Here is a 24,364-nt window from a genome sequence, read left to right on the forward strand (position 1 = left end):
GATCCGGATACTCTTGCGCTCCAGCACATGTAGCCACAACAACGTCGCCAGGCTGCCGATCGGTGTAATCTTCGGCCCCAGGTCACTGCCGATGACGTTGGCGTAGATCATCGCCTCCTTCACCACGCCTGTTGCCTGGCTGGCATCAATCGACAGCAAACCGATCAGCACCGTCGGCAGGTTGTTCATCATCGACGACAGCAGCGCAGTCAGCACACCGGTGCCCATCGCTGCGCCCCAGACGCCATAACCGGCAAAACCGTCCAGCCACCCCGCCAGATACCCGGTGAGCCCGGCGTTGCGCAGCCCGTAGACCACCAGATACATGCCCAGCGAGAAAATCACGATCTGCCACGGCGCTTCTTTCATCACTTTGCGCGTGGAAATCTTGTGCCCCCGGGCCGCAATGGCCAGCAGCAACGCCGCGCACACCGCGGAAATGGCACTGATGGGAATGCCTAGCGGTTCCAGGGCAAAACAGCCGAGCAACAGGATCACCAAGACCGCCCAACCCGCGAAAAATGTCGCCTTGTCGTGGATGGCGCTGGCCGGATGCGCCAGTTGCTCCGGATCGTAATCCTTGGGAATGTCGCGCCGAAAGAACCACATCAGCACCGCCAGCGTCGCCGCGACGCTCACCAGGTTGACCGGGATCATCACCGCCGCGTAGCGATTGAAGCTGATGTGGAAGAAGTCGGCGGAAACGATGTTCACCAGGTTCGACACCACCAGTGGCAGGCTTGCGGTGTCGGCGATAAACCCGGCGCCCATCACGAACGCCAGGGTCGCCGCCGGCGAAAACCGCAACGCCAGCAGCATGGAAATCACGATGGGCGTGAGGATCAGCGCCGCGCCGTCATTGGCGAACAACGCCGAAACCAGCGCGCCGAGCAGCACCATGTAGGCAAACAACCGGCGCCCGCTGCCACGCCCCCAACGCGCGACATGCAACGCCGCCCAGGCAAAGAAACCCGCCTCGTCCAGCAACAGGCTGATGATGATCAGCGCGACAAAGGTGCCGGTGGCGTTCCAGATGATCTGCCACACCAGCGGAATATCGCTCAGGTGCACCACCCCGAAAACCAGCGCCAGCACGGCACCGAGTACCGCACTCCAGCCGACACCGAGGCCTTTGGGTTGCCAGATCACCAGGGTAATTGTCAGGAGAAAAATCAGTGACGCAATCAGCATGCAAGGCAGCCTTCAATATGAATCAGGGGTTAACAGCAACGTACCGGGCGATCAGCCATGGCCTGCAAACGGGCGACGTCAGCAGCGAGCCATTCGCCATGATCTGCCAGCGCACCCTGCAACAGTGTGACGACCCAAGGTGCCAACTCCGGGTGCAGGCGATAAAACACCCACTGCCCCTGGCGCCGGTCCGCCAACAGGCCATTGCTGCGCAAGAGCGCCAGGTGACGAGAGATCTTGGGTTGGCTGAGGTCCAGCCCGGCAGTCAACTCACACACGCACAACTCGCCTTCGCGGGCGATCAGCATGGCGATACGACTTCGTGTGTCATCGGCAAGGGCCTTGAAAACATCGACGGGACCACGGGAATCGGACATCAGGGAACACGCCTCCAGACAAACGAGGCGTGAAATATATGGAATTACGAATATTCAGTAAAGTGAAGACTTGAACCGCCTGCCCTGTAGCAGCTGCCGAGCCGCCGCTACAAGGACGGCGCTGAACTTACAACCGGATCACATGCCCCTCCACCGGTGCGACCTGTCCATGAAACAACCGGGAAATGACATTTTGCGCCGCTTCATAACCCTCACTCTCAACCACTTCCAGCAACGGATTTTCCACTGCAGTCACTTGCCGATAAAAACGCTGCAAGCCCTCACCAATATGTCGACTGACGCCTTCCGGCCCCCACTCGGCATTGCGCTTGCGGATCTGGATCGGTGCAAAGAAGAACACTGGCTTCGGCCCCTCGATGGCCGTCAACCGTGCCTCTTCGGTGCTCTGTGCAGACCCGGCGAAACAGCTGTAAACCAACTGCCCGGCAAACTGCTGGTGCACCTGGTCACGTAAATCCAGGTCGCCGGAAAAATCCACATAGAGCGTTGGACGGTCATTGGCCAGGCTCGCCAGTTCTGCGTAGGACACCGTTCGCCCATAACAACCGAGCTTTTCGACAAACGCCTTGTTACCGGCAGACGTCAGCGCCACTCGTTCCAGACCGGGCTGATTGTCCAGGCACACCGCCGTTCCGTAGGCGGTTTTGCTCGAGGCACTGGAGAACACCAATCGGGTCGCACCGAACAGCTGATTGTCCTGCAGGAAATCTGCCAGCATCGATGAGGTCAGAAACAGCGGCTTGAGCAAAATCTGCAGGTTTTCCGTTTCGGGACTGTAGTACGAATCCCAGCTGCAACGGGTGTATTGGTTGTAGGCCGAAGTCAGCGCCTGCCGATGTTGCGCAGCATCATAGAAACCACGCTCGGTAACGCGCTCCGGGCGCATCCAGAGATGGCTGGCAATCGGAAAATAACCGTAGAAGCGCTCTCCTACCGTTACGCCCTCGACCGTCGAAGCAATCACATCGGCAAAACCCCAGGCCGGTATGTGGCCCCATTCAGCCAGCCCCGTAGGAAAGAACCCCCAGTAATTCATCGAATCGCCATACGCGGCGTAGGTAATGTTGTTGGTGGTCAGTGCACAGCGGTCGATCTTCAGGATCACCTCCCCGTCAGCCGGAATCAGACTACGTTGCTCCTGTTCGATTCGACTCTGGTCGAGGGCGTTTTTGCGGGTGATCAGCCGTGTTACCGTGCTCGGACTTTGCATCTTTCCAACTCCTGCTGCGAGTGAATGGCGGGTAGCACCAGAGTAGTGGCAGCCGATGAAGAACGGGTTCGGAAACTCCAGGGGCCGCACCCCCACCCTCAATCCCCGCGCCAAGCCGTTGAAACGGCCGAGTCAGGCTCGGGCGATTTTCACCGTCGAGGCGATTTACGAGGCGTTTGTTCGGATTTGGCTGCGGGACGGCTGGTCGCGGTTGACCACTCGCGAAGTGGCGCTGGAAGCCGGCGTTGCGATTGGCACGCTCTATGACTATTTCCCGAGCAAGGAAGCCTTGCTGTCGGGATACATCCGCCATTGTCTGGATACCGTGTTACAGCACCTGGATGAACACGTCATACGAGCGAATGACCTGGCCTGGCCAGCCCGGATCAAACGCCTCGTAAGCCTGACCTGCAATCCGAGCGAAGCCGGGCAGCCATTGTTTAGCCATGAAATGCTGGCTTTGGAACACCAGATCGCCGAATCGAAACATCATCGACGGGTATTCCAGGAGTTGTCGCAAAAATGGCGTGAGGCCTTTGCAGCCTGTAGCGACTTGCCCACACAACCGGCAGAAACAACCATCGACGCCTGGGTAATCATGGCCTGGGGCGGACGTCGTTATTGCATCACCGCGCAAGCGACGGCAGAGCAAACCGCCGCGTGGCTGTCGGAAATGGAAATGATGATCTGTAGCCGACTGTAGGAGCCGAGCTTGCTCGCGATGAGGCCATCCCCTTCAATATCGATGCTGGCTGTTACACCGCCATCGCAAGCAGGCTCGGCTCCTACAGGGCTGTTCACACTTTTTTGTACTGTTCGACCCACTGCCCATAAGCATCGATGAATTTTTGCAGGAACGGCTTGAGCGACTCGGACAACTTGCCCGCCTCGTCGAACGCTGTACCGGCGCCGCTGATGTACGCTTCCGGTTGCTGCATGCACGGCACATCGAGAAACACCATGGACTGGCGCAGGTGATGGTTGGCACCAAATCCGCCAACCGCCCCGGGTGAAACGCTGATCACCGCCCCAGGCTTGCCACCCCAAGCGCTCCTGCCATAGGGCCGCGAACCGACGTCAATCGCATTTTTCAGGGGCGCCGGTACCGAACGGTTGTATTCCGGGGTCACGAATAGCAACGCGTCGGATGAACTCACTTGTTGCCGGAAAGTGCTGTAGGCTGCCGGCGGTGATTCGCCATCGATGTCTTCGTTGTAGAGCGGCAAGTCGCCAATTTCGACGATATTGAGCTTGAGATTTGCAGGTGCCAGATCGGCCAGGGCCAACGCCACCTTGCGGTTGATCGATTCCTTTCTCAAGCTGCCGACCAGAACGGCGATCGTGTAGACATTGCTCATGGAAGATTCTCGACTGTCCGATGGAAAGAGCTTGTAGTTATAGATGACGATTCAAGCAGTGGGCGACCGAAAAATGCCGCCCCTGACTATTTTTTTCCTGTAGGAAAACTTACCTCGCCCAACCACGGTCTACAGAACCGCAAATTGAGTGATTTATCTCCAGAGGTTCTAAGCAGATGGCAGCAGTACTCGTCAGTCAGTTCCATGCAAGAGACGCGGAAGGCCGTGTCTATTCCGTGCATGAGTTCCAGGAATCCACCCCTTCGGCAGACGGCCTCACCGCTGTCACCACTTACAAGCTGGCCATTGGCGATCGCGTCAACAAGCTTGATGAGAACGAGTTCCTGCTGGTGCAATCGGGCGTCACCCTCACTCGTGAACCCGTAGCCAACGTCGCCTCATAACCTCGCGTTATGAGCAGAAGTCTTATGCGCGGACTTGGGTTAGGATTCAGCCACTGACTCCCTCACCTGCTGAACATGGACTTCACGCATGCGCTTACGTCATATCGAAGTGATACACGCGCTTCTGCAGACCGGTCACCTGGGCACCGCCGCCGAATGGTTGCAGCTGCCAGTGGCCGAGGTCGAAAGCATTCTGCGTGACGCCGAGAGTCAGTTGGGTTTCATGTTGTTTTCCAGCGTGCGTGGACGCTTGCAGGCCACGCGCGAGGCGCGGGAATTGCAGGTCGAAATCGCCCATGTCTACGAGGCGCTCGAACCGGTCCAGCGTCTGGCCAACAGCCTTAAGCAATATCAGGCGCCCCCCCTTCGCATCATTTGCACGCCGCCCCTGGCTCAACAGTTGTTGCCCCAGAGCATCGCCGCCCTGCGCCGGCGTCTCCCCGATGTGCCTTGCAGCCTTCTGAGCCAACCCACTCGCGACATCGTCCGCAGCCTGCTGCTGCGCGAAAGCGATCTGGGCCTGAGCCTGCACGACCCCGATCATGCGGATATTCATTGCCAGGTCATTGCCCAAGGCAAACTGCAACTGTTGGCACCCCACGGCTGGCTGCAACCAAAGCAGAAATACATTTCACTGCAAGACCTGGCGGGCCAGTCGATGGTCGGCCTGGAAGGTCATGATCCGCTGAGCCCGGCGCTCGACAACAAACTGCACGGGCTGCGCCCTGCCCCCGTCGTCCACACCCGGGTTCAAACGCACCAGATGATGCGCAGCATGGTCGAGGCCGGTGAAGGTCTGGCGATTGTCGACCCGTTCACCGCGCTCGGGGCGAAATCCGCCGGCCTGGACGCCTGCCCGTTGGCGCCTGCCGTGCCGATCAGCGTTTATGCCCTGACCTTGAAGAACGGCGAGCCTTCCCCGGCCGCCCAGGCATTGCTGGATATCGTCACGGAACAAGCCGTGGCGATGTTGGCGAACTGATCGGGTTTTCCAGCGGGTTACCGAACAATCGATACCAGAACAACGCAATCTCGGCGGTATTAGGGTCGATGCCGCGATAGCGCAGGTGATCGACACCGCCAATTACATACCCGCAGCGCTCATAGAGCCGGCAGGCACCCAGGTTGTTGTTCTGGGTTTCAAGCATGATGCCCGGCAGTTTCTTCTTGCGACTCCAGAACTGCGCCACATCCAGCAGCGCCTTGGCCACCCCATGCCGGCGTGCCGGCGCATGTACCGCCAACTCGTCGATGTGGGCAAAGCCGTTCCAGTTGGTGCTGATCACCAAATGCCCCACCGGCTCATCGTCGAGATAAGCCATGAAAATCGCACTGTCGGCGGCGTCGCGAAAACTGCTGAATTCCTCGGGATCAATACCGTAGCACTTGCGGTAAGGGGTGATCGGCGTCACAGGCCACTGCTCCACCGTTTTGCCGATTTCGGCTGCACCATAGGCCGCGACTTCAAAACTGAAATCACTGCCCCAGATATAAGCGGCGAAACCATCGTCGGCGACGCGCACCGACAGCCCTGGGTATTTCGGATTCATGACCGGTTGCATACTGGGAAAGGTCCTCACTCCTTGATGCAATCGACGGTGTAATGCCGCCCATTGCCCTCGTCTTCGTGTTGCAAGCCGTGCACATCGGCGACAAACCCCGGGAAACTACTGTCGAACGTGCGGGCAAACGCCAGGTAATCGATAATCGAACGGGTTGACTCGGTAAAGCGTTCGCCGGGCATGATCAACGGGATCCCCGGCGGGTACGGCACCAGCATGACGGCGGCGATGCGGCCGTCCAGCACATCGATCGACACCGCCTCCACCTCACCACGCACCAGTTGATCATAGGCGTCGGCCGGTTTCATGGCGATTTCGGGTAGCACCGTGTACATACGCTTGAGATGTTTGGCCGTGGCATTGCTGCGATAACAGGCATGCAGTTGATCGCAGAGATCGCGCAACCCCATGCCCTTGTAGCGCGCGCCGTCCTGCTGCGCCACGCACGGCAGGCAAGTCGCCAGGCTGACATTGCCATCATAGCTGCGCTTGAACTCCAGCAACTCGGTCAACAGCGTGCTCCACTTGCCCTTGGTGATGCCCATGGAGAACAGCACCAGGAACGAATACAAACCGGTCTTCTCGACGACCAGCCCGCGCTCCCAGAGGAACTTGCTGACCACCGCCGCCGGAATCCCGCGCTCACTCAAGGCGCCACCTGCGGTGAGACCCGGCATCACCAGCGTGACTTTGATCGGATCGAGCAACACATAGTCGTCAGTCACGCCGCCAAAGCCGTGCCAGTCGGCCTCCGGTTGCAGCAGCCAGTCTTCGGTGACCACGCGCTCGATGCCTTCCACCGACGGCGGCTGCCAGATCGAAAACCACCAATCATCGGCAGCAATGTGCTGTCGCAGGTTCGCCAGCGCCCGGCGAAAACTCAAGGCCTCGTCGAACATTTCCTGTAACAAGGAACGACCGGCCGGGCCTTCCATCATGGCCGATGCCACGTCCAGCGACGCAATGATGCTGTATTGCGGCGACGTGGAAATATGCATCATGAACGCTTCGTTGAAACGGTCGCGGTCCAGTTGCCGCGCGCCGCCATCCTGAACGTGAATCATCGAGGCCTGACTGAACGCCGCCAACAGCTTGTGCGTGGAATGGGTGGTGAACACCAGCGGGCTATCTTCGCTGCGGGAAGTGCCCATGCCGTAGCGCCCGGCGAAAAATTCGTGAAACGCCGCGTAGGCATACCAGGCCTCATCGAAATGCAGCACTTCGACGCTATTGCCCAGGCTTTGCTTGATCAGTTCGGCGTTGTAACAGAGGCCGTCGTAGGTGGAATTGGTCACCACCGCCAGTTTGACCTTGGGGGCGCGACCCTTGGTCAACGGGCTGGCGTCGATCTTGGCCTGGATCGACTCGCGACTGAATTCGCTCAGCGGAATCGGGCCGATGATCCCCAGTTCGTTACGTTCCGGGCACAGATACAGCGGAATCGCGCCCGTCATGATGATCGAGTGCAGCACCGACTTGTGGCAATTACGGTCCACCAGCACCAGGTCATCGCGGGCAACCATGGAATGCCAGACGATTTTGTTCGCAGTCGAGGTGCCGTTGATCACGAAAAAAGTGTGATCGGCGCCGAAGTTGCGCGCCGCTCGTGCTTCCGCCTCGGCCAACGGGCCGGTGTGATCGAGCAGTGACCCCAGTTCGGGCACCGACACCGACAAATCCGAACGCAGGGTGTTTTCCCCGAAAAACTGGTGGAACGCCTGTCCCACCGGGCTCTTGTGATACGCCACACCGCCGCCATGGCCGGGCGTGTGCCAGGAATAATTGGAGTCGGCGGTGTGTTGCACCAACGCCTTGAAGAACGGTGGCAGCAAGCCATCCAGGTATTTGCGCGCGGCTCGCGCGACCTGCCGCGCCAGAAACGGCACGGTGTCTTCGAACAAATAGAGAATGCCGCGTAGCTGATTGAGTTCGTCCATGGCATCGGCCGGGGCGTTTTCCAGCGTCACTTGCTCACCCAGGGCGAAGATCGGCAAGTCAGGCGCACGCACCCGCGCCAGGCCGATCAGTTCGGCCATGTTTTGCAGCAGATGGGAGTTGGCGCTGGGGTCTTCGGCCGCGATCAACATGCACGAGAGGCCATGATGGGTCGACGCGACCAGCCGCCCCTCGGTGTAATCCACTGCAGAGACAATGCTGAAGCCTTCCTGCTCCAGCTCCCGGGCGATGCCACGCACGCGATCACCGGCGACAGTGTCGGCCTTGATGTCGCGATGGACGATCAGGACCGGGAATTTCAAATCTTTGTACATGGGGCTCAGTGTCCTGAGGCGGCAGGCCTTGGCTTGCCAATAACCTCAGGTTAGAGGGTTGAGGCGCATGTGGCGAGTGCAATGCCCCGAAATGGGTCATTGGGGGGCGGTAGGCTTTATTGAGAGCAAAAGATCGCAGCCTCGTTTCGCTCGACAGCTCCTACGATGCAACGCGTGACCCTGTAGGAGCTGTCGAGTGAAACGAGGCTGCGATCTTTTTGAAGGACTTACGCCTGAGCTTCAGCCTCGGCGAGCTGCACCCACAGCGCCGGAGCGCCGGCAGATTTGGCGATGGCTTCCATCCGCGCCGCGTGACGGGCCAGATCGTCTTCGCTGGCGCGAATGATCCGCGTCGGCTGACGGTCGGCCGGCAAGCGACGGATTTCGGTGGCAGAGTTGTCTGCGCCTTCGCCGGAGCCATTGCCATCGGACGCGTTGCCGGCCAGCGACAGGCTGGTCTGGCCACCGGTCATGGTCAGGTAGACGTCGGCGAGGATCTCGGAGTCGAGCAAGGCGCCGTGAAGTTCACGGCCGGAGTTGTCGACGCCATAACGTTTGCACAAGGCGTCGAGGCTGTTGCGCTGCCCAGGGTGACGCTCCCGGGCCATCATCAGGGTGTCGAGAATCGAGCAGTGTTGCGTGATGTCGGCACGATCGTGCTGACCCATCAGGGCGAATTCGTTGTTGATGAACCCAACGTCGAACGCCGCGTTGTGGATGATCAGCTGCGCGCCCTTGATGAACTCGAAAAACTCATCGGCCACTTCAGTGAAGCGCGGCTTGCCCACCAGGAATTCGTTGGTAATGCCGTGGACGCCGATGGCGCCTTCGTCACTTTCGCGGTCCGGTTGCAGGTAAACGTGGAAATGCCGGCCCGTCAGGCGCCGACCAATCAACTCGACACAACCGATTTCGATAATCCGGTGGCCGTCGGTCACCGGCATGCCGGTGGTTTCGGTATCGAGTACAACGGATCTGGTGGCCATCAGTGCTCAGCTCTCAACGGGTCAATCGTGCAAAAACGGCGATGTTAACACGCTCACAGGATCCGCAGCGCACACAGACAAATGACTGATGCTCATGCAGTTTTTAACATTCATTAGCAATGATCATAAAGTTTGGCGCAGAACGGCTTGATAGCGTGTCCCCCTTGATTCCCAAGGGTTTGAATTGTCATGAAAAGTACACGGCTCATCGTGTTGATTACCGGCCTGTTGAGCTCGGGCGCTCAGGCCACCAGTTTTGTCATCAGCACAGATATCACGCTGAGCCTGACCTTGAGCTCAACCAAAGGCACCAGCGGATCGTTCAAGGACGACAAAATCGTGCTGGCAGCCAAGGATGACGCGGCAGCGTTTGTGGCGAGCGAAGGGGAAATCCGCGGAGCGCGGATTGAAGCGGCATTCGAGAGCATTCGTGGGGGACTGAGCGATCAATACTCGGACCAACAACTGGCCACCGCCATCTTGATGCTGTGAACCCCGATTTTGCAGGAGCCGGCTTGCTGGCGATACGGTCCTGAGCCCTGCATCGATCTCGGGAACGTTATCGCCAGCAAGCCGGCGCCCACAGGGTTCGGGATGGGTCAGGCCTGTTTGTAGCCCCGGACTTCGTCCACACCACGGTTAGCCAACTGGTCCGCCCGTTCGTTGCCGTGATGCCCGATGTGCCCGCGCACCCATTTCCAGGTGACGTTGTGACGGTTGACCTGCTCATCCAGCAGCTTCCACAGGTCAGCATTCTTCACCGGTTCTTTCGCCGCCGTTTTCCAGCCGCGTTTCTTCCAGTTGTCCATCCACTCGTTGATGCCTTTCATCACGTACTGGGAGTCGGTCACCAGCAGCACGTCGCAGGAACGCTTGAGTTCTTCCAGGCCGCGGATCGCGCCCATCAGTTCCATGCGGTTGTTGGTGGTGTTGGCTTCGCCACCCCAGAGTTCTTTTTCAACGCCTTTGCACACCAGCAATGCGCCCCAGCCGCCTGGGCCAGGGTTGCCTTTGCAGGCGCCATCGGTGAAGAGTTCTACGCTATCGCTCATGCCAATCTATCCAGAAAATGCGGTGGCTCGCCGATCTGCGATCGACGATGCCCGAGGCCGGGGCAAACCCGGCCGGGAATAAAAACAGGTATTACGGTTCGATATTACGTCGGTTGACCTTGGCCATGGGCAGGGGAATCAGCTTGCCCATCGGTTCGCGACGTTCCTGACGAAGCGGACGCAGGCCCACCACAATCTTGCGCGCCACCAATAAATAGAAGCCGCCGCCAGACAATTGCCAATCACCGGCCTTGCGCTCCCAGCCGGCCAGGCGGGCTTGCCAGGCGGGGGACGCAAGCGGCGGACGATAGCACCCGAAGCGGCGTTTCTCCAGCGCGAAGCCCAGCAGATTCAGCCAGTCGCCGACCCGTGAAGGTGAAATGCACCGGGCCTTGCGCAAGGCGTCATGGGCGAACACATGACGCAAACCCCAGGTGCTCCAGGGGTTGATCCCGACAATCAGCAAGTGCCCGCCGGGGCGAACGCTGCTCGCCGCTTCACGCAGCAAACCGTGAGGCGAGAGGCAGAAATCCAGACCATGCTGCAGCACCACCACATCGGCGGCATGCTCGCTCAACGGCCAGGCTTGTTCTTCACAGACGATTTCGACACCCGGCAACGGCGCGCCGAGACGCACATTGCGCTGGACCTGCGGTGCCGACGGCGGAGTCTCGGCCGAAGGGCCGTAATGCACCAGATAGCCGCCGAAGAAGCGCCCCAACTCGTCTTCGAGCATGCGGCGCTCTTCGTCCAGCAGAAATTGCCCGAGGGGGCCGGACAGCCATTCACGGGCCGCGCTGATCAAGGCCAGCCAGTCAGGATCAGCCTGAGCGAACGCTTTATCGGTCATTGCATTCTCCAACGCGCCAGGAAGTTCTAAGATGCGCCATTGTTTTCCGCTTGGCGAATCCGACGATGATACAGATCACAGCCCTGCCCGCCTTCACCGACAACTACATCTGGTTGTTACAAGACCCTGACTCTCGGCGCTGCGCCGTAGTCGATCCGGGCGATGCCGCGCCGGTACAGGCCTGGCTTGCGGCCCATCCGGGTTGGGTGCTGAGTGATATTCTGATCACTCACCATCATCACGACCATGTCGGCGGTGTCGAACAGCTGAAAAAAGCGACAGACGCGAGGGTCTACGGCCCGGCCAGCGAAACCATCCCGGCGCGGGACGTCGCGCTCAAGGACAACGATCGCATCAACGTACTGGGTTGGGACTTCGATGTGATCGCCGTTCCCGGTCATACCCTGGGGCACATCGCCTTCTACCATGAGGGAGCGCTGTTTTGCGGTGACACCCTGTTCGCCGCTGGTTGCGGGCGCCTGTTCGAAGGCACGCCCGAGCAAATGCATACTTCGCTGACGCGTCTGGCTTCGTATCCAGAGGATACGCGGGTCTATTGCACCCATGAATACACCTTGAGCAACCTGCGCTTCGCCGTAGCAGTCGAGCCAGGCAACCTGCATACCGCCGATCGCCTGGCCAAAGTCACCGAACAACGGGAAGCCGGAATCATCACGCTGCCCTCTACGCTAGGCCTCGAAAAGCTGACAAACCCGTTTTTGCGTACCGGCGAAACATCCGTTAAAGAAAAAGTGGACGAACGGAATGGACCCGATAACCGGGCTCCGAGTGCGGTTTTTGCTGCCTTGCGTGCCTGGAAAGATAAGTTCTGACAGGGCTTGTCGAGGGCGCGAAAAATCTGAATGGTTGACCGCAGGGGGTGCGCTTTCTAGAATCGCCCGACATTTTTGCCCGGAACTTACTTCCAGCCAATGTCGTCATCTATTCGTAAAGCCATCAATTCAGACGCATTGACCCGCCTGGCTCAAGCCATAGCGGTGGCTGTGTCCGCCACATTGGCGGGCTGTTCCAGCCATGTGCCGCAGACCGAAGCGGCCCACACTCCCAATATCGCCGCTCGAGCCAAACAGAAGCCTATCTGGCTCAGCGAAAAGCCGACCCCGCAAATTCCACAGGACGTCTGGGAGCGCATGCGCCAGGGCTTCCAGTTGCAGGAAGGCCTGGGCGTCAACCCGCGCATCGAGCAACAGCGCCTGTGGTTCGCCAGTAATCCTTCTTTCCTCGAAAACGCCGGCGAACGCGGCAGCCTCTACATTCACTACATCGTCGAACGCCTGGAAGAACGCAACATGCCGCTGGAACTGGCGTTGCTGCCAGTGATTGAAAGCGCCTACAACCCGATGGCCTATTCCCGGGCCGATGCGGTTGGCTTGTGGCAATTCATTCCCTCCACCGGGCGTTATTTCAACCTGCGTCAGACCCGTTTCTATGATGGCCGTCGCGACATCACCGCTTCGACCACCGCCGCAATGGATTACCTGACCCGCCTGCACGACATGTTCAACGGCGACTGGCTGCTGGCCCTGGCGGCCTACAACGCCGGTGAAGGCACGGTCAGCCGGGCTATCGAGCGCAACGAAAGGCTCGGCCTGCCAACCGATTACTGGAACCTTCCGCTGCCGTCCGAAACCCAGGCCTATGTGCCGAAGTTGCTGGCCCTGTCGCAAGTGGTGCTGGCGCCGGAAGCCTACGGCGTGAACCTGAACCCGATCGCCAACGAGCCGTATTTCCAGGTCGTCGAAATCAACCAGCGCATGGACCTGTCCAAGGTAGCCGCGGTGGCCAATATCGACGAAGACGAACTGTTCCAGCTCAACCCTGCCTTCAAGCAGCGCACCACTATCGACGGCCCTCAGCATTTGCTGGTGCCGACGTCCAAGGCGCAGTTGCTGACCGCCAGCCTGTCGACCATGCGTCCCGAAGAGTTGATCAGCAAGAAGCCGCTCAAGCCGGTTTTCGAAGGCGCCGATGAATCCGAAATTGCCAGCCTGAAACGCGCCTACCGTGTAAAACGCGGCGATAACCTGGCCGCCATCGCCAAGGCCAACAAGGTCGACGTCAAGGACCTGCAGCGCTGGAACAAAATGACCGGCAAGAACCTCAAGGTCGGCCAGACGCTGGTGATGCAGGACAAGTCCAAAGGCAACACCGGACGCGTCAACACCGTCGTGGCGGCCAATACCAAGACGAAGACCAAGACGCCGCAGACCCAATACAAGGTCCAGCAAGGTGATTCACTGTACATCGTGGCCAAGCGTTTCAACGTTGAAATGCAGCACCTCAAGCGCTGGAATCCGCGTGTCGGCCAAGCGTTGAAGCCGGGGCAGATGCTGACGGTTGCTTCGCCACACTAAAAAAAGAGCCCCTGACTTCAGGGGCTTTTTTTTGTCGAAACACCGTTAAACAGGTTCACGCTAACCCTGTAGGAGCCGGCTTGCTGCCGATGAGGTGAAGTGCGCCGCATTTAACCCGATTTCACGCGTTATCGTTAACGGCCATCGCCAGCAAGCCGGCTCCTAAAGGGTTTGGATCAAATCGGCCTCCAAGGCGCCACAGGTATCAACATAGACAATTAAGGGGTCGTTAAATCCCCGTCTTTTTCCTGTCCATACAAGCTGTTACTGTACGGCCCACAAAGCCCAAGCCGCCTGGATCGGATCTCTGACTTGAAGCGTCCCCTCCTCCTGCTCCTGATCAGCCTGGCCTTGAGCTCCTCCGCAAGTGCGACGATCAGCGAAAGCCATGGTTATGCGCAGTTCGGTACGCTCAAGTACCCGGCCAGATTTACCCACTTCGATTGGGTCAACCCGCAAGCGCCCAAGGGCGGTACGTTGCGGGTGATGGCGTTTGGCACCTTCGATACGCTCAATCCCTACACATTCAAGGGCTCGAGCCCGGTCTCCACCGCGAATTTCCTGCAATACGGCATCAACGAACTGAACGAACCGCTGATGGTCGGCACTGGCCAGTACGCACCGTCCGGCGACGAGCCGACGTCCAGTTATGGCTTGATCGCCCAATCGGTGGAATACAGCGAAGACCGCAGTTGGGTAGTGTTCAACCTGCGCCCCGAAGCACGATTTCACGATGGCACGCCGATCACCGCGTACGACGTCGCGTTCTCTTACCGGTTGCTGCTCAAGGAAGGCCATCCGCAATACCGCACCAATCTTCAGGAAGTGTTGCGGGTGGATGTACTCAACCCGCAGCGCATTCGTTTTGTTTTCAAGCGTGCCGGTAATCCGCTGCTGATCCTGCGCCTGGGCGAGTTGCCGGTGTTGCCGCAACATTACTGGAAAGGTCGCGACTTCAAGGCCACCACCTTCGAGCCGCCGCTGGGCAGCGGGCCGTACCGCATCACCTCGGTCACGCCCGGACGCCAGATCGTGTTCGAACGGGTCAAGGATTACTGGGGCAAAGACCTGCCGGTCAATCGCGGCAAGTACAACGTCGACCGCATGGAAGTCGAGTTCTACCGCGACAGCGACGTCGCGTTCGAAGCCTTCAAGGCCGGCGAGTTCGATATCTACATCGAGCATCAGGCGAAGAACTGGGAAAACGGTTACAACTTCCCGGCCGTGCGACGTGGCGATGTCATCAAGGCGCAGATCCCGCATCAGATCCCGACCCAGAGCCAGGGCCTGTTCATGAACACCCGGCGAGCGGCGTTTTCCGACGCCAGGGTCCGTGAAGCGCTGGGGCTGATGTTCGACTTCGAGTGGACCAATCGCACGCTGTTCAGCGGCGCCTACAAACGCGCCATGAGTTATTACCCCAACAGCGAGTTCTCGGCCACCGGTCTTCCGGTCGGTCATGAATGGTTGATGCTCAAGCCGTACCGCGAACAGTTGCCCGCCAAGCTGCTCACCGAGCCGTTCAGCCTGCCGCAGACCCAAGGGCGCGGCATTCCAAGGGAAAACATGCGCAAGGCCCTGAGCCTGCTCGCGGAAGCTGGCTGGAGGCTTGACGGCCAACGCGTACAGAACGCTGCCAAACAGCCGCTGCGCCTGGAAATCCTGCTGGTCAACCCGAACCTGGAACGCATCCTCCAGCCTTATGTCGAGAACCTCGCCAGCATCGGCATCGACGCCCGGCTGCGCACGGTGGACCGCGCCCAGTACAAACAGCGCCTCGACCAGTTCGATTTCGACATGATCCTGATGACCCTCAACCAGACCCTCAGCCCCGGCCTGGAGCAATGGCAGTATTTCCATTCCAGCCAGGTCGGGGTCAAGGGCAGCAAAAACTACGCGGGCATCGCCAATCCGGTGGTCGATCATCTACTTGAACAATTGCTCGCCGCCCAGACACGCGATGAACAGGTTGCCGCCGGCAAAGCCCTGGACCGCGTGCTGTTGTGGCAGCACTACATCATTCCCAACTGGTACCTCAATTATCACCGCCTGGCCTACCGCAACCGGTTCGCCTTTGTCACCACGCCGCCCTATACCCTGGGCCTGAGTGCGTGGTGGCTGAAGTCTTCGGAGAAAGATCGATGAAACCCGTACGCGCCCTGCTCTTGCAGGCCAGCGGCCTGTTGTTCGCCGGGCTGGCCTGTGCCGCCCCGCAACACGCCCTGACCTTGTACAACGAGCCGCCGAAATACCCTGCCGATTTCAAGCATTTCGACTATGTGAACCCGGATGCGCCCAAGGGCGGAATCTTTCGCCAGGCCGGGTTCGGTGGCTTCGACAGCCTCAATCCATTCATCAGCAAAGGCGTACCGGCCGACGATATCAGCCTCATCTACGACACCTTGGCCAAACAGGGCCTCGATGAGCCGTTCACCGAATACGGACTGGTCGCCGGCAAGATCGAAAAGGCCCCGGACAACAGCTGGGTGCGGTTCTACCTGCGCCCTGAGGCGCGCTTCCACGATGGTCATCCGATCCGTGCCGAAGACGTGGTGTTCAGCTTCCAGACCCTGATCAAGGACGGCGCCCCGCTGTACCGCGGTTACTACAGCGATGTCGAAGAAGCCGTCGCCGAAGACCCGCTCACCGTCCTGTTCAAGTTCAAACACAACAACAACCGCGAACTGCCGCTGATCCTCGGCCAGTTGCCGGTACTGCCCAAACACTGGTGGGCGACCCGGGATTTCAACAAGGGCAACCTGGAAATGCCATTGGGCAGCGGTCCGTACAAGGTCAGCGAAGTGAAGGCCGGACGCTCGATTCGCTACGAGCGGGTCAAGGATTACTGGGGCAAGGACCTGCCGGCCAACCGTGGTTTCTACAACTTCGACGTGATGACCACCGATTACTACCGCGACAACACCGTGGCCCTGGAAGCACTCAAGGCCGGTCAGTTCGATTTCTGGCTGGAAATGAGCGCGAAGAACTGGGCCAACGCCTACAACATCCCGGCGGTCACCGAAGGTCGGCTGAACAAGGAACAGATCCCCAACGGCAACCCCACCGGCATGCAGGGCTTTGTGTTCAACCTGCGCCGCCCGGTGTTCCAGGACGTGCGCGTGCGTCAGGCCCTGACGCTGTTGCTGGACTTCGAATGGACCAACAAGCAACTGTTCAACGGTGCCTATGTGCGCACCCGCAGTTACTTCGAAAACTCGGAAATGGCCGCCACCGGTTTGCCGGATGCCGACCAACTGGCCATTCTCGACCCGTTCCGCGGCAAGATCCCCGAGCAAGTGTTCACCGAGGCGTTCCAGAACCCGGTGACCGATGCCAGCGGCATGATCCGCACGCAGCAGCGCAAGGCTTACCAATTGCTACAAGAAGCAGGCTGGCGGATCGTCGACGACAAAATGGTCGACGCCAACGGCAAACCGGTGACCATCGAATTCCTGCTCGCGCAGACCGAATTCGAGCGGGTGCTGCTGCCGTTCAAGCGCAACCTCAGCGATCTGGGCATCGACCTGGTGATCCGCCGGGTCGACGTTTCGCAGTACATCAACCGCGTGCGTTCACGGGACTTCGACATGATCGTCGGCAGCTTCCCGCAGTCCAACTCGCCGGGTAACGAACAGCGTGAATTCTGGATGTCTGCCGCCGCCGATAAACCCGGCAGCCGCAACTCCATGGGTTTGAAAGACCCGGTGGTGGACCAACTGGTCGAGCAACTGATCAACGCCGACTCGCGCAACAGCCTGGTGGCCCACGCCCGCGCGCTGGACCGCGTGCTGCAATGGGGCTATTACGTGATCCCCAACTGGCACATCAAGACCTGGCGCGTGGCTTACTGGAACCACATCGGCCATCCGAAAATCTCGCCCCGGTACGACATCGGCACGGCCACCTGGTGGATCAAGCCCAACGTGACACCGGCGATAGAAGTCGAAACCAAACTGCAAGCCGACCCTGCGGGCACGGAGTAATAAATGCTGGCGTATATTTTTCGGCGACTGCTGCTGATCATCCCGACCTTGTTCGGCATCCTGCTGATCAACTTCGTGATCATCCAGGCCGCCCCCGGCGGGCCGGTGGAACAGATGATCGCCAAGCTCGAAGGCTTCGAAGGCGCCACCAGCCGCATTGCCGGCGGCGGTGCCGAAGTGTCGGTGGCCGGTTCCGCCTATCGCGGTGCGCAGGGCCTGGACCCGATGCTGGTCAAGGAAATCGAGCACATGTACGGCTTCGACAAATCGGCGCCGGAGCGTTTGTGGATCATGGTCAAGAACTACGCCACCCTGGACTTCGGCGACAGCTTCTTCCGCGACGCCAAGGTCATCGACCTGATCAAGGAAAAGATGCCCGTATCGATTTCCCTGGGGCTGTGGAGCACGCTGATCATGTACCTGGTGTCGATCCCGCTGGGGATCGCCAAGGCTACGCGGCACGGCAGCCACTTCGATGTCTGGACCAGTTCGGCGATCATCGTCGGCTACGCGATCCCGGCGTTCCTGTTCGCCATCCTGCTGATCGTGGTGTTTGCCGGCGGCAGCTACTTCGACTGGTTCCCGCTAAGGGGCCTGACTTCGAACAACTTCGATGAGTTGAGCATGGGCGGCAAGGTGCTCGATTACTTCTGGCACCTGGCGTTGCCGGTGACCGCACTGGTGATCGGCAACTTCGCGACCATGACCCTGCTCACCAAAAACAGCTTCCTCGATGAAATCAACAAGCAGTACGTGGTGACCGCAAAAGCCAAAGGCCTGACCAATCACCGCGTGCTTTACGGCCATGTTTTCCGTAACGCCATGCTGCTGGTGATCGCCGGTTTCCCGTCGGCCTTCATCGGGATTTTCTTCACCGGCTCGTTGTTGGTCGAGGTGATTTTCTCCCTCGACGGACTGGGGCTGATGAGTTTCGAAGCCGCGATCAACCGTGATTACCCGGTGGTCTTCGGCACCCTGTTCATCTTCACGCTGCTGGGGCTGGTAGTGAAACTGATCGGCGATCTCACCTACACCTTTGTCGATCCGCGCATCGATTTCGAAAGCCGGGAGCATTGAGATGAACCTGTCCCCTCTCAATCGTCGGCGTTTCGAACTGTTCAAGGCCAACAAGCGTGGCTGGTGGTCACTGTGGCTGTTTCTCGTGCTGTTCGGCCTGAGCCTCGGCGCCGAGCTGATCGCCAACGACAAACCGCTGGTGGTGCATTACGACAACAGCTGGTATTTCCCGGCACTCAAGCGTTACCCGGAAACCGCGTTCGGCGGCGAGTTCCCACTGGAAGCCAACTACAAGAGCCCGTACATCCGCGAACTGCTCAAGGCCAAGGACGCCTGGGTGCTGTGGGCGCCGATCCCCTACAGTTACCAAAGCATCAACTACGACCTGAAAGTGCCGGCCCCGGCGCCACCGTCGACCGACAACCTGCTGGGCACGGACGATCAGGGGCGCGACGTGTTGGCGCGGGTTATTTACGGCTTCCGGATTTCGGTGCTGTTCGCGCTGACCCTGACCATTCTCAGCTCGATCATCGGCGTGATTGCCGGTGCCTTGCAGGGGTTCTATGGCGGCTGGGTCGATCTGGCCGGGCAGCGTTTCCTGGAGATCTGGTCCGGGTTGCCGGTGCTGTATCTGCTGATCATTCTGGCCAGCTTCGTCCAGCCGAATTTCTGGTGGCTGCTGGGGATCATGTTGCTGTTTTCGTGGATGAGCCTGGTGGACGTAGTCCGCGCCGAATTCCTGCGCGGACGCAACCTCGAATATGTGCGCGCGGCCCGGGCGCTGGGGATGCAGAATGGTGCGATCATGTTCCGCCATATCCTGCCCAACGCCATGGTCTCGACCATGACCTTCATGCCGTTCATCCTGACCGGCGCCATCGGCACGCTGACCGCGCTGGACTTCCTGGGTTTCGGGCTGCCGCCCGGCGCGCCGTCGCTGGGTGAGCTGGTGGCCCAGGGCAAATCCAACCTGCAAGCGCCATGGCTCGGCATGAGCGCGTTTGCGGTGCTGGCGTTGATGTTGAGTCTGCTGGTGTTCATCGGCGAGTCCGCTCGCGATGCCTTCGACCCGAGGAAGTGAAATGAATCAGGACAATCTGATCGAAGTGCGCGACCTGTCCGTCGAGTTCGTCGTCGGCGATCGCTGTCAGCGTGTGGTCGAAGGCGTCAGTTTCGACATCAAGCGCGGCGAAACCCTGGCGCTGGTCGGCGAAAGCGGTTCCGGCAAATCGGTGACCGCGCACTCGATCCTGCGCTTGCTGCCCTACCCGCTCGCCCGGCATCCGTCCGGCACCATCGAGTATTCCGGGCAAAACCTGCTGAGCCTGAAAGAGAAAACCATCCGCCACATCCGCGGCAACCGGATCGCGATGATCTTTCAGGAGCCAATGACTTCGCTCAATCCGCTGCACTCGATCGAGAAGCAGATCAACGAAGTCCTCGGCATTCACAAAGGCTTGATCGGCAAAGTCGCGACCAAACGCACGCTGGAACTGCTGGAGATGGTCGGCATTCCGGAACCCGAGAAGCGCCTGAAAGCACTGCCCCACGAATTGTCCGGTGGCCAGCGTCAGCGGGTGATGATCGCCATGGCCCTGGCCAACGAGCCGGAACTGCTGATCGCCGATGAACCGACCACCGCGCTGGACGTGACCGTTCAGCTGAAAATCCTCGAATTGCTCAAGGAATTGCAGGCCCGCCTGGGCATGGCGTTGCTACTGATCAGTCACGATTTGAACCTTGTGCGAAGAATTGCGCATCGCGTATGTGTCATGCAGCGCGGTTGCATCGTCGAACAGGCATCGTGCGAAGAGTTGTTCCGCGCGCCGCAGCATCCGTACACTCGGGAACTGCTGGCAGCGGAGCCCAGCGGCAAGCCGGCGACCAACGTAATTGGCCCGCCATTGCTGCAGGTCGAGGACCTGAAAGTCTGGTTCCCGATCAAGAAAGGCTTGCTGAAAAAGACCGTCGACCACGTCAAAGCGGTGGACGGGATAAACTTCAGCCTCCCTCAGGGCCAGACGCTGGGGATTGTGGGGGAAAGCGGTTCGGGCAAGTCGACACTCGGTCTGGCGATCTTGCGACTGATTGGCAGCAAAGGCGCAATCCGTTTTGAAGGCAAACAGCTAGACTGCCTGACGCAACAACAGGTTCGGCCTCTGCGTCGGGAGATGCAGGTGGTGTTTCAGGACCCGTTCGGCAGCCTGAGCCCGCGGATGTGCGTGAGCCAGATCGTCGGCGAAGGCCTGCGGATCCACAAGATGGGCACCGAGGCGGAACAGGAACAAGCGATTATTGCGGCACTCAAGGAGGTAGGTCTGGATCCGGAAACCCGGCACCGCTACCCCCACGAATTTTCCGGCGGGCAGCGGCAGAGAATCGCCATTGCCCGGGCATTAGTGCTAAAACCGGCGCTGATTCTGCTGGACGAGCCGACATCGGCCCTCGACCGGACAGTGCAGCGCCAAGTGGTGGAGCTGCTGCGTTCACTGCAAACCAAGTACAACCTGACGTATCTGTTTATCAGCCATGACCTGGCTGTCGTCAAAGCGCTGAGCCACCAGCTGATGGTGGTCAAGCATGGCCAAGTGGTCGAACAGGGAGACGCGCAAAGTATCTTTGCCGCTCCCCAACATCCGTATACACAGCAGTTGCTGGAAGCCGCTTTTCTGGCACCAGCCACTGCGCAATAACCTGAAAGAGAGGAGCAACACATGGGTTTTCTCGCCGGTAAGCGCGTACTGATCGTCGGTGTCGCCAGCAAGCTGTCCATCGCATCCGGCATCGCTGCCGCCATGCATCGCGAGGGCGCTGAGCTTGCCTTCACTTATCAGAACGACAAACTCAAGGGTCGTGTCGAAGAGTTCGCACAAAGCTGGGGTTCCAACCCTGACCTGTGCTTCCCGTGCGACGTGGCCAGCGATGAAGAAATCGCCAAGGTCTTCGAAGCGCTGAGCAAGAAGTGGGACGGCCTGGATTGCATCGTGCACTCCGTTGGCTTCGCCCCGGGCGACCAACTGGACGGCGACTTCACCGAAGCCACCACCCGTGAAGGTTTCCGCATCGCTCACGACATCAGCGCCTACAGCTTCGTGGCCCTGGCCAAGGCTGGCCGCGAAATGATGAAAGGCCGCAACGGCAGCCTGCTGACCCTGTCGTACCTGGGCGCCGAGCGCACCATGCCGAACTACAACGTAATGGGCATGGCCAAGGCTTCGCTGGAAGCTGGCGTGCGTTACCTGGCCGGCTCCCTGGGCCCGGATGGCACCCGCGTCAACTGTGTATCGGCCGGTCCGATCCGCACCCTCGCCGCTTCCGGCATCAAGAACTTCCGCAAGATGCTGGCCGCCAACGAAGCGCAAACGCCGCTGCGTCGCAACGTCACCATCGAAGAAGTCGGCAACGCCGGCGCCTTCCTGTGCTCGGACCTGGCGTCCGGTATCAGCGGTGAAATCATGTACGTGGACGGGGGTTTCAACACCACGGCCATGGGCAGCCTCGAAGAGTAATCTTCGGCTCGGCAACTAAAAAACCCGCCTCGATAGGCGGGTTTTTTTGTGCCTGCAATTTCAGCCTTGACGCAATCCCCTGTAGGAGCCGGCTTGCTGGCGATGTCAATTTCACGGCCGACATTTGCTGTGAGTCGAACATCGCTATCGCCAGCAAGCCGGCTCCTACAGGGGTTGAGTGTTCAGGTCTATCAGGGTCAGGCACTTGGCAAACAGTTGCTGGATCGGCGCCGGCTCCCTGGGCCCGGATGGCACCCGCGTCAACTGTGTATCGGCCGGTCCGATCCGCACCCTCGCCGCTTCCGGCATCAAGAACTTCCGCAAGATGCTGGCCGCCAACGAAGCGCAAACGCCGCTGCGTCGCAACGTCACCATCGAAGAAGTCGGCAACGCCGGCGCCTTCCTGTGCTCGGACCTGGCGTCCGGCATCAGCGGTGAAATCATGTACGTGGACGGGGGTTTCAACACCACGGCCATGGGCAGCCTCGAAGAGTAATCTTCGGCTCGGCAACTAAAAAACCCGCCTCGATAGGCGGGTTTTTTTGTGCCTGCAATTTCAGCCTTGACGCAATCCCCTGTAGGAGCCGGCTTGCTGGCGATGTCAATTTCACGGCCGACATTTGCTGTGAGTCGAACATCGCTATCGCCAGCAAGCCGGCTCCTACAGGGGTTGTGTGTTCAGGTCTATCAGGGTCAGGCACTTGGCAAACAGTTGCTGGATCGGCCGCATACGCTGGCTGTACCGCTGCAACAACACAATCTCGCGGTAAAAGGTCAATTCGCCCAACCGGATGATCCTGACCTTCGCGCCATACTCAAGCCACAACCCGGCTTCGGGAAGCAGCGAAACACCCAATCCGCATTCAACCATTTTGACGATGGCCTCCAGCTCATCCAGCTCCAAAGCCACTTGCACATCAATCTGCTGCTCACGCAGAAACCGCGTCACCAGGCGACCACCGAATGAATTGCGGTCGTAGCGCACATGGGGATGGCTCGCGAGGATCTGCAACGGATCATCACCCTCAAGCTCCGGCGGCACGATCAGCACAAACGGTTCCCGGCGGATGACCTGCGCCGACAGCTCCTTGGGTAAGTCAAACGGCGGTCTGATCAGGATCGCCAGATCCACTTCGCCGGTGTCCACCTGGCTCAACAGGTTCAGCGACACGCCGGGCACCAGTTTCGGTTCAAGCAGCGGTGCTTGCTGGCGCAGACGCAACAACGCCTGGGGCAGCAACCCGGTCTGGGCCGTGGCCACGGCGCCAATCTTCAATTCGCCGCGGTACTCGCTGACATCGTCGCTGACCGCCATGCGGCTGAAGGTTTCCAGCATTTCCCTGGCCATCGGCAATGCCCGTTGCCCCGCCGCATTGAGAATCGCCTGACGCCCGGTGCGGTCGAACAGCCGAATGCCCAGCGCCTGCTCCAGGTTACGCATCTGTGCGCTGACTGCCGACTGCGTCAAACCGATGTGCATGCCGGCCGCAGCAAACGTTCCATAGCGCGTCACGGCGATAAAGGTCTTCAGTTCACGCAGCATGACTGCCTCGATTGATCAAAATAATTTGAGCTCGATGCAAAAACTATCGTCTTTCAATCAAAAAGCACAGCGCTAAACTCCACTTCAACCACCGTCAATCTGCGAGGCACAGCGATGCAACTCTCTCCTTTTCACCTGGCCATCCCGGTATACGACCTTGCTGCCGCCCGGAATTTTTACCGTGACGTGTTTGGCCTTGAGGAAGGTCGCTCCAGCGACCATTGGGTTGACTTCAATTTTTTCGGTCATCAACTGGTGATTCACCTGGCGCCGAAAAACGCCTCCCAAGAAGCGGCGCACACCAACGCCGTGGACGGGCACGACGTACCAGTGCCGCATTTTGGCGTGGTGTTGGGGATGAGCGAATGGGAAGGCCTGGCTGAACGGCTGAAGGCGCGCGATACCCGATTCGTGATTGAACCGGGCATTCGGTTTCAGGGGTTGGTGGGTGAGCAGGCGACGATGTTTCTGTTTGATCCCTGTGGTAATGCGCTGGAGTTCAAGGCGTTCAAGGACATCAGTCAGTTGTTTGCCAAAAGGATTGGGTGAATGTAAGGACGCCTTCGCGAGCAAGCCCGCTCCCACATTGGATTGGCGGTGTGCCAAAGATTTATGACACACAGAAGAACGAATGTGGGAGCGGGCTTGCTCGCGAA

23 protein-coding genes and 1 pseudogene are annotated in these 24,364 nt (G+C 59.5%); 14 read left to right on the forward strand and 10 right to left on the reverse strand.

Annotated elements, in window-relative coordinates:
- The 3 genes from PMI01S_RS15235 to PMI01S_RS15245 form a co-directional block, all read right to left on the reverse strand.
- A partial coding sequence (locus PMI01S_RS15235; protein WP_084320812.1) for an arsenic transporter occupies positions 1 to 1,191 on the reverse strand: 1,191 nt, incomplete at its 3' end.
- A gap of 29 nt (positions 1,192 to 1,220) precedes the next feature.
- The gene (locus tag PMI01S_RS15240; protein WP_084320813.1) at positions 1,221 to 1,568 is read right to left on the reverse strand and encodes a metalloregulator ArsR/SmtB family transcription factor; all 348 of its coding nucleotides are present in this window, start codon (positions 1,566 to 1,568) and stop codon (positions 1,221 to 1,223) included.
- Positions 1,569 to 1,695: 127 nt separating this feature from the next.
- Complete coding sequence (locus PMI01S_RS15245) at positions 1,696 to 2,799, reverse strand: DUF2855 family protein (RefSeq protein WP_084320814.1); 1,104 nt, start codon at positions 2,797 to 2,799, stop codon at positions 1,696 to 1,698.
- 55 nt (positions 2,800 to 2,854) lie between these two features.
- Here PMI01S_RS15245 and PMI01S_RS15250 point away from each other — a divergent pair, with 55 nt between their 5' ends.
- The gene (locus tag PMI01S_RS15250; RefSeq protein ID WP_084320815.1) at positions 2,855 to 3,502 is read left to right on the forward strand and encodes a TetR/AcrR family transcriptional regulator; all 648 of its coding nucleotides are present in this window, start codon (positions 2,855 to 2,857) and stop codon (positions 3,500 to 3,502) included.
- 94 nt (positions 3,503 to 3,596) lie between these two features.
- Here the strand turns inward: PMI01S_RS15250 and PMI01S_RS15255 are convergent, their stop codons facing one another.
- A complete protein-coding gene (locus PMI01S_RS15255) occupies positions 3,597 to 4,157 on the reverse strand; it encodes an NADPH-dependent FMN reductase (protein ID WP_084320816.1) in 561 nt (186 codons plus the stop codon).
- A 176-nt stretch (positions 4,158 to 4,333) separates the two neighbouring features.
- Between PMI01S_RS15255 and PMI01S_RS15260 the strand changes: the two genes are divergently transcribed.
- On the forward strand, positions 4,334 to 4,561 hold the full coding sequence (locus PMI01S_RS15260) for a hypothetical protein (RefSeq protein WP_084320817.1): 228 nt from the start codon (positions 4,334 to 4,336) through the stop codon (positions 4,559 to 4,561).
- Positions 4,562 to 4,649: 88 nt separating this feature from the next.
- Complete coding sequence (locus PMI01S_RS15265) at positions 4,650 to 5,543, forward strand: LysR family transcriptional regulator (protein WP_084320818.1); 894 nt, start codon at positions 4,650 to 4,652, stop codon at positions 5,541 to 5,543.
- On the opposite strand, the gene PMI01S_RS15270 is transcribed toward PMI01S_RS15265, so the two are convergent.
- From PMI01S_RS15270 to dnaQ, 3 genes are all read right to left on the reverse strand, one after another.
- Positions 5,509 to 6,123, reverse strand: a complete 615-nt coding sequence (locus tag PMI01S_RS15270; protein WP_084320819.1) for a GNAT family N-acetyltransferase — start codon at positions 6,121 to 6,123, stop codon at positions 5,509 to 5,511. The two genes, PMI01S_RS15265 and PMI01S_RS15270, sit on opposite strands and share 35 nt — an antisense overlap.
- 14 nt (positions 6,124 to 6,137) lie before the next feature.
- A complete protein-coding gene (locus tag PMI01S_RS15275) occupies positions 6,138 to 8,393 on the reverse strand; it encodes an Orn/Lys/Arg family decarboxylase (protein WP_084320820.1) in 2,256 nt (751 codons plus the stop codon).
- Between the two features lie 227 nt (positions 8,394 to 8,620).
- Positions 8,621 to 9,379 carry a DNA polymerase III subunit epsilon gene (gene dnaQ / locus PMI01S_RS15280; protein WP_084320821.1) on the reverse strand — a complete coding sequence of 253 codons (759 nt, stop codon included), beginning with the start codon at positions 9,377 to 9,379 and terminating at the stop codon, positions 8,621 to 8,623.
- A gap of 189 nt (positions 9,380 to 9,568) precedes the next feature.
- Here dnaQ and PMI01S_RS15285 point away from each other — a divergent pair, with 189 nt between their 5' ends.
- A complete protein-coding gene (locus PMI01S_RS15285) occupies positions 9,569 to 9,871 on the forward strand; it encodes a DUF2388 domain-containing protein (protein ID WP_084320822.1) in 303 nt (100 codons plus the stop codon).
- 107 nt (positions 9,872 to 9,978) lie between these two features.
- Here the strand turns inward: PMI01S_RS15285 and rnhA are convergent, their stop codons facing one another.
- Positions 9,979 to 10,431, reverse strand: a complete 453-nt coding sequence (gene rnhA, locus PMI01S_RS15290) for a ribonuclease HI (RefSeq protein WP_008028618.1) — start codon at positions 10,429 to 10,431, stop codon at positions 9,979 to 9,981.
- A 91-nt stretch (positions 10,432 to 10,522) separates the two neighbouring features.
- Positions 10,523 to 11,281, reverse strand: coding sequence for a methyltransferase domain-containing protein (locus PMI01S_RS15295; protein WP_017338266.1), 759 nt, complete (start codon positions 11,279 to 11,281; stop codon positions 10,523 to 10,525).
- A gap of 65 nt (positions 11,282 to 11,346) precedes the next feature.
- Between PMI01S_RS15295 and gloB the strand changes: the two genes are divergently transcribed.
- From gloB to fabI (PMI01S_RS15340), 9 genes and pseudogenes are all read left to right on the forward strand, one after another.
- Positions 11,347 to 12,114, forward strand: a complete 768-nt coding sequence (gloB, locus tag PMI01S_RS15300) for a hydroxyacylglutathione hydrolase (RefSeq protein ID WP_084320823.1) — start codon at positions 11,347 to 11,349, stop codon at positions 12,112 to 12,114.
- A 99-nt stretch (positions 12,115 to 12,213) separates the two neighbouring features.
- On the forward strand, positions 12,214 to 13,656 hold the full coding sequence (locus PMI01S_RS15305; RefSeq protein WP_084320824.1) for a transglycosylase SLT domain-containing protein: 1,443 nt from the start codon (positions 12,214 to 12,216) through the stop codon (positions 13,654 to 13,656).
- A gap of 330 nt (positions 13,657 to 13,986) precedes the next feature.
- Entirely contained in the window at positions 13,987 to 15,801 is a 1,815-nt protein-coding gene (locus PMI01S_RS15310; RefSeq protein ID WP_371850923.1) for an extracellular solute-binding protein, read from the forward strand.
- Entirely contained in the window at positions 15,798 to 17,639 is a 1,842-nt protein-coding gene (locus PMI01S_RS15315; RefSeq protein ID WP_084320826.1) for an extracellular solute-binding protein, read from the forward strand. Before PMI01S_RS15310 ends, PMI01S_RS15315 begins: the two co-directional genes overlap by 4 nt.
- A gap of 3 nt (positions 17,640 to 17,642) precedes the next feature.
- Complete coding sequence (locus PMI01S_RS15320) at positions 17,643 to 18,716, forward strand: microcin C ABC transporter permease YejB (RefSeq protein ID WP_084320827.1); 1,074 nt, start codon at positions 17,643 to 17,645, stop codon at positions 18,714 to 18,716.
- Between the two features lies 1 nt (position 18,717).
- Positions 18,718 to 19,737, forward strand: coding sequence for an ABC transporter permease (locus PMI01S_RS15325; RefSeq protein WP_084320828.1), 1,020 nt, complete (start codon positions 18,718 to 18,720; stop codon positions 19,735 to 19,737).
- A 1-nt stretch (position 19,738) separates the two neighbouring features.
- A complete protein-coding gene (locus PMI01S_RS15330) occupies positions 19,739 to 21,349 on the forward strand; it encodes an ABC transporter ATP-binding protein (RefSeq protein ID WP_084320829.1) in 1,611 nt (536 codons plus the stop codon).
- Positions 21,350 to 21,370: 21 nt separating this feature from the next.
- Positions 21,371 to 22,165, forward strand: coding sequence for an enoyl-ACP reductase FabI (gene fabI / locus PMI01S_RS15335; protein WP_084320830.1), 795 nt, complete (start codon positions 21,371 to 21,373; stop codon positions 22,163 to 22,165).
- Positions 22,166 to 22,394: 229 nt separating this feature from the next.
- Positions 22,395 to 22,661 (forward strand): annotated as a pseudogene (fabI, locus tag PMI01S_RS15340) (enoyl-ACP reductase FabI); the annotation flags it as partial.
- Between the two features lie 165 nt (positions 22,662 to 22,826).
- Here fabI (PMI01S_RS15340) and PMI01S_RS15345 read toward each other — a convergent pair.
- Positions 22,827 to 23,708, reverse strand: coding sequence for a LysR family transcriptional regulator (locus PMI01S_RS15345; RefSeq protein WP_084320831.1), 882 nt, complete (start codon positions 23,706 to 23,708; stop codon positions 22,827 to 22,829).
- A gap of 114 nt (positions 23,709 to 23,822) precedes the next feature.
- Here PMI01S_RS15345 and PMI01S_RS15350 point away from each other — a divergent pair, with 114 nt between their 5' ends.
- Complete coding sequence (locus PMI01S_RS15350; protein ID WP_084320832.1) at positions 23,823 to 24,257, forward strand: VOC family protein; 435 nt, start codon at positions 23,823 to 23,825, stop codon at positions 24,255 to 24,257.
- Positions 24,258 to 24,364: the final 107 nt, after the last annotated feature.

Origin of the sequence: Pseudomonas migulae NBRC 103157 (assembly GCF_002091715.1) — a bacterium.
Classification (GTDB): Bacteria; Pseudomonadota; Gammaproteobacteria; order Pseudomonadales; family Pseudomonadaceae; genus Aquipseudomonas; species Aquipseudomonas migulae_A.

Coding starts and splice junctions, on each gene's coding strand:
- fabI (WP_084320830.1), top strand. CDS start 21,371: ATGGGTTTTCTCGCCGGTAAGCGCGTACTGATCGTCGGTGTCGCCAGC.
- PMI01S_RS15350 (WP_084320832.1), top strand. CDS start 23,823: ATGCAACTCTCTCCTTTTCACCTGGCCATCCCGGTATACGACCTTGCT.
- dnaQ (WP_084320821.1), bottom strand. CDS start 9,379: ATGGCCACCAGATCCGTTGTACTCGATACCGAAACCACCGGCATGCCG.
- PMI01S_RS15320 (WP_084320827.1), top strand. CDS start 17,643: ATGCTGGCGTATATTTTTCGGCGACTGCTGCTGATCATCCCGACCTTG.
- PMI01S_RS15255 (WP_084320816.1), bottom strand. CDS start 4,157: ATGAGCAATGTCTACACGATCGCCGTTCTGGTCGGCAGCTTGAGAAAG.
- PMI01S_RS15315 (WP_084320826.1), top strand. CDS start 15,798: ATGAAACCCGTACGCGCCCTGCTCTTGCAGGCCAGCGGCCTGTTGTTC.
- PMI01S_RS15330 (WP_084320829.1), top strand. CDS start 19,739: ATGAATCAGGACAATCTGATCGAAGTGCGCGACCTGTCCGTCGAGTTC.
- rnhA (WP_008028618.1), bottom strand. CDS start 10,431: ATGAGCGATAGCGTAGAACTCTTCACCGATGGCGCCTGCAAAGGCAAC.
- PMI01S_RS15270 (WP_084320819.1), bottom strand. CDS start 6,123: ATGCAACCGGTCATGAATCCGAAATACCCAGGGCTGTCGGTGCGCGTC.
- PMI01S_RS15250 (WP_084320815.1), top strand. CDS start 2,855: ATGAAGAACGGGTTCGGAAACTCCAGGGGCCGCACCCCCACCCTCAAT.
- PMI01S_RS15325 (WP_084320828.1), top strand. CDS start 18,718: ATGAACCTGTCCCCTCTCAATCGTCGGCGTTTCGAACTGTTCAAGGCC.
- PMI01S_RS15245 (WP_084320814.1), bottom strand. CDS start 2,799: ATGCAAAGTCCGAGCACGGTAACACGGCTGATCACCCGCAAAAACGCC.
- PMI01S_RS15285 (WP_084320822.1), top strand. CDS start 9,569: ATGAAAAGTACACGGCTCATCGTGTTGATTACCGGCCTGTTGAGCTCG.
- PMI01S_RS15345 (WP_084320831.1), bottom strand. CDS start 23,708: ATGCTGCGTGAACTGAAGACCTTTATCGCCGTGACGCGCTATGGAACG.
- PMI01S_RS15295 (WP_017338266.1), bottom strand. CDS start 11,281: ATGACCGATAAAGCGTTCGCTCAGGCTGATCCTGACTGGCTGGCCTTG.
- PMI01S_RS15240 (WP_084320813.1), bottom strand. CDS start 1,568: ATGTCCGATTCCCGTGGTCCCGTCGATGTTTTCAAGGCCCTTGCCGAT.
- PMI01S_RS15265 (WP_084320818.1), top strand. CDS start 4,650: ATGCGCTTACGTCATATCGAAGTGATACACGCGCTTCTGCAGACCGGT.
- PMI01S_RS15275 (WP_084320820.1), bottom strand. CDS start 8,393: ATGTACAAAGATTTGAAATTCCCGGTCCTGATCGTCCATCGCGACATC.
- PMI01S_RS15260 (WP_084320817.1), top strand. CDS start 4,334: ATGGCAGCAGTACTCGTCAGTCAGTTCCATGCAAGAGACGCGGAAGGC.
- gloB (WP_084320823.1), top strand. CDS start 11,347: ATGATACAGATCACAGCCCTGCCCGCCTTCACCGACAACTACATCTGG.
- PMI01S_RS15305 (WP_084320824.1), top strand. CDS start 12,214: ATGTCGTCATCTATTCGTAAAGCCATCAATTCAGACGCATTGACCCGC.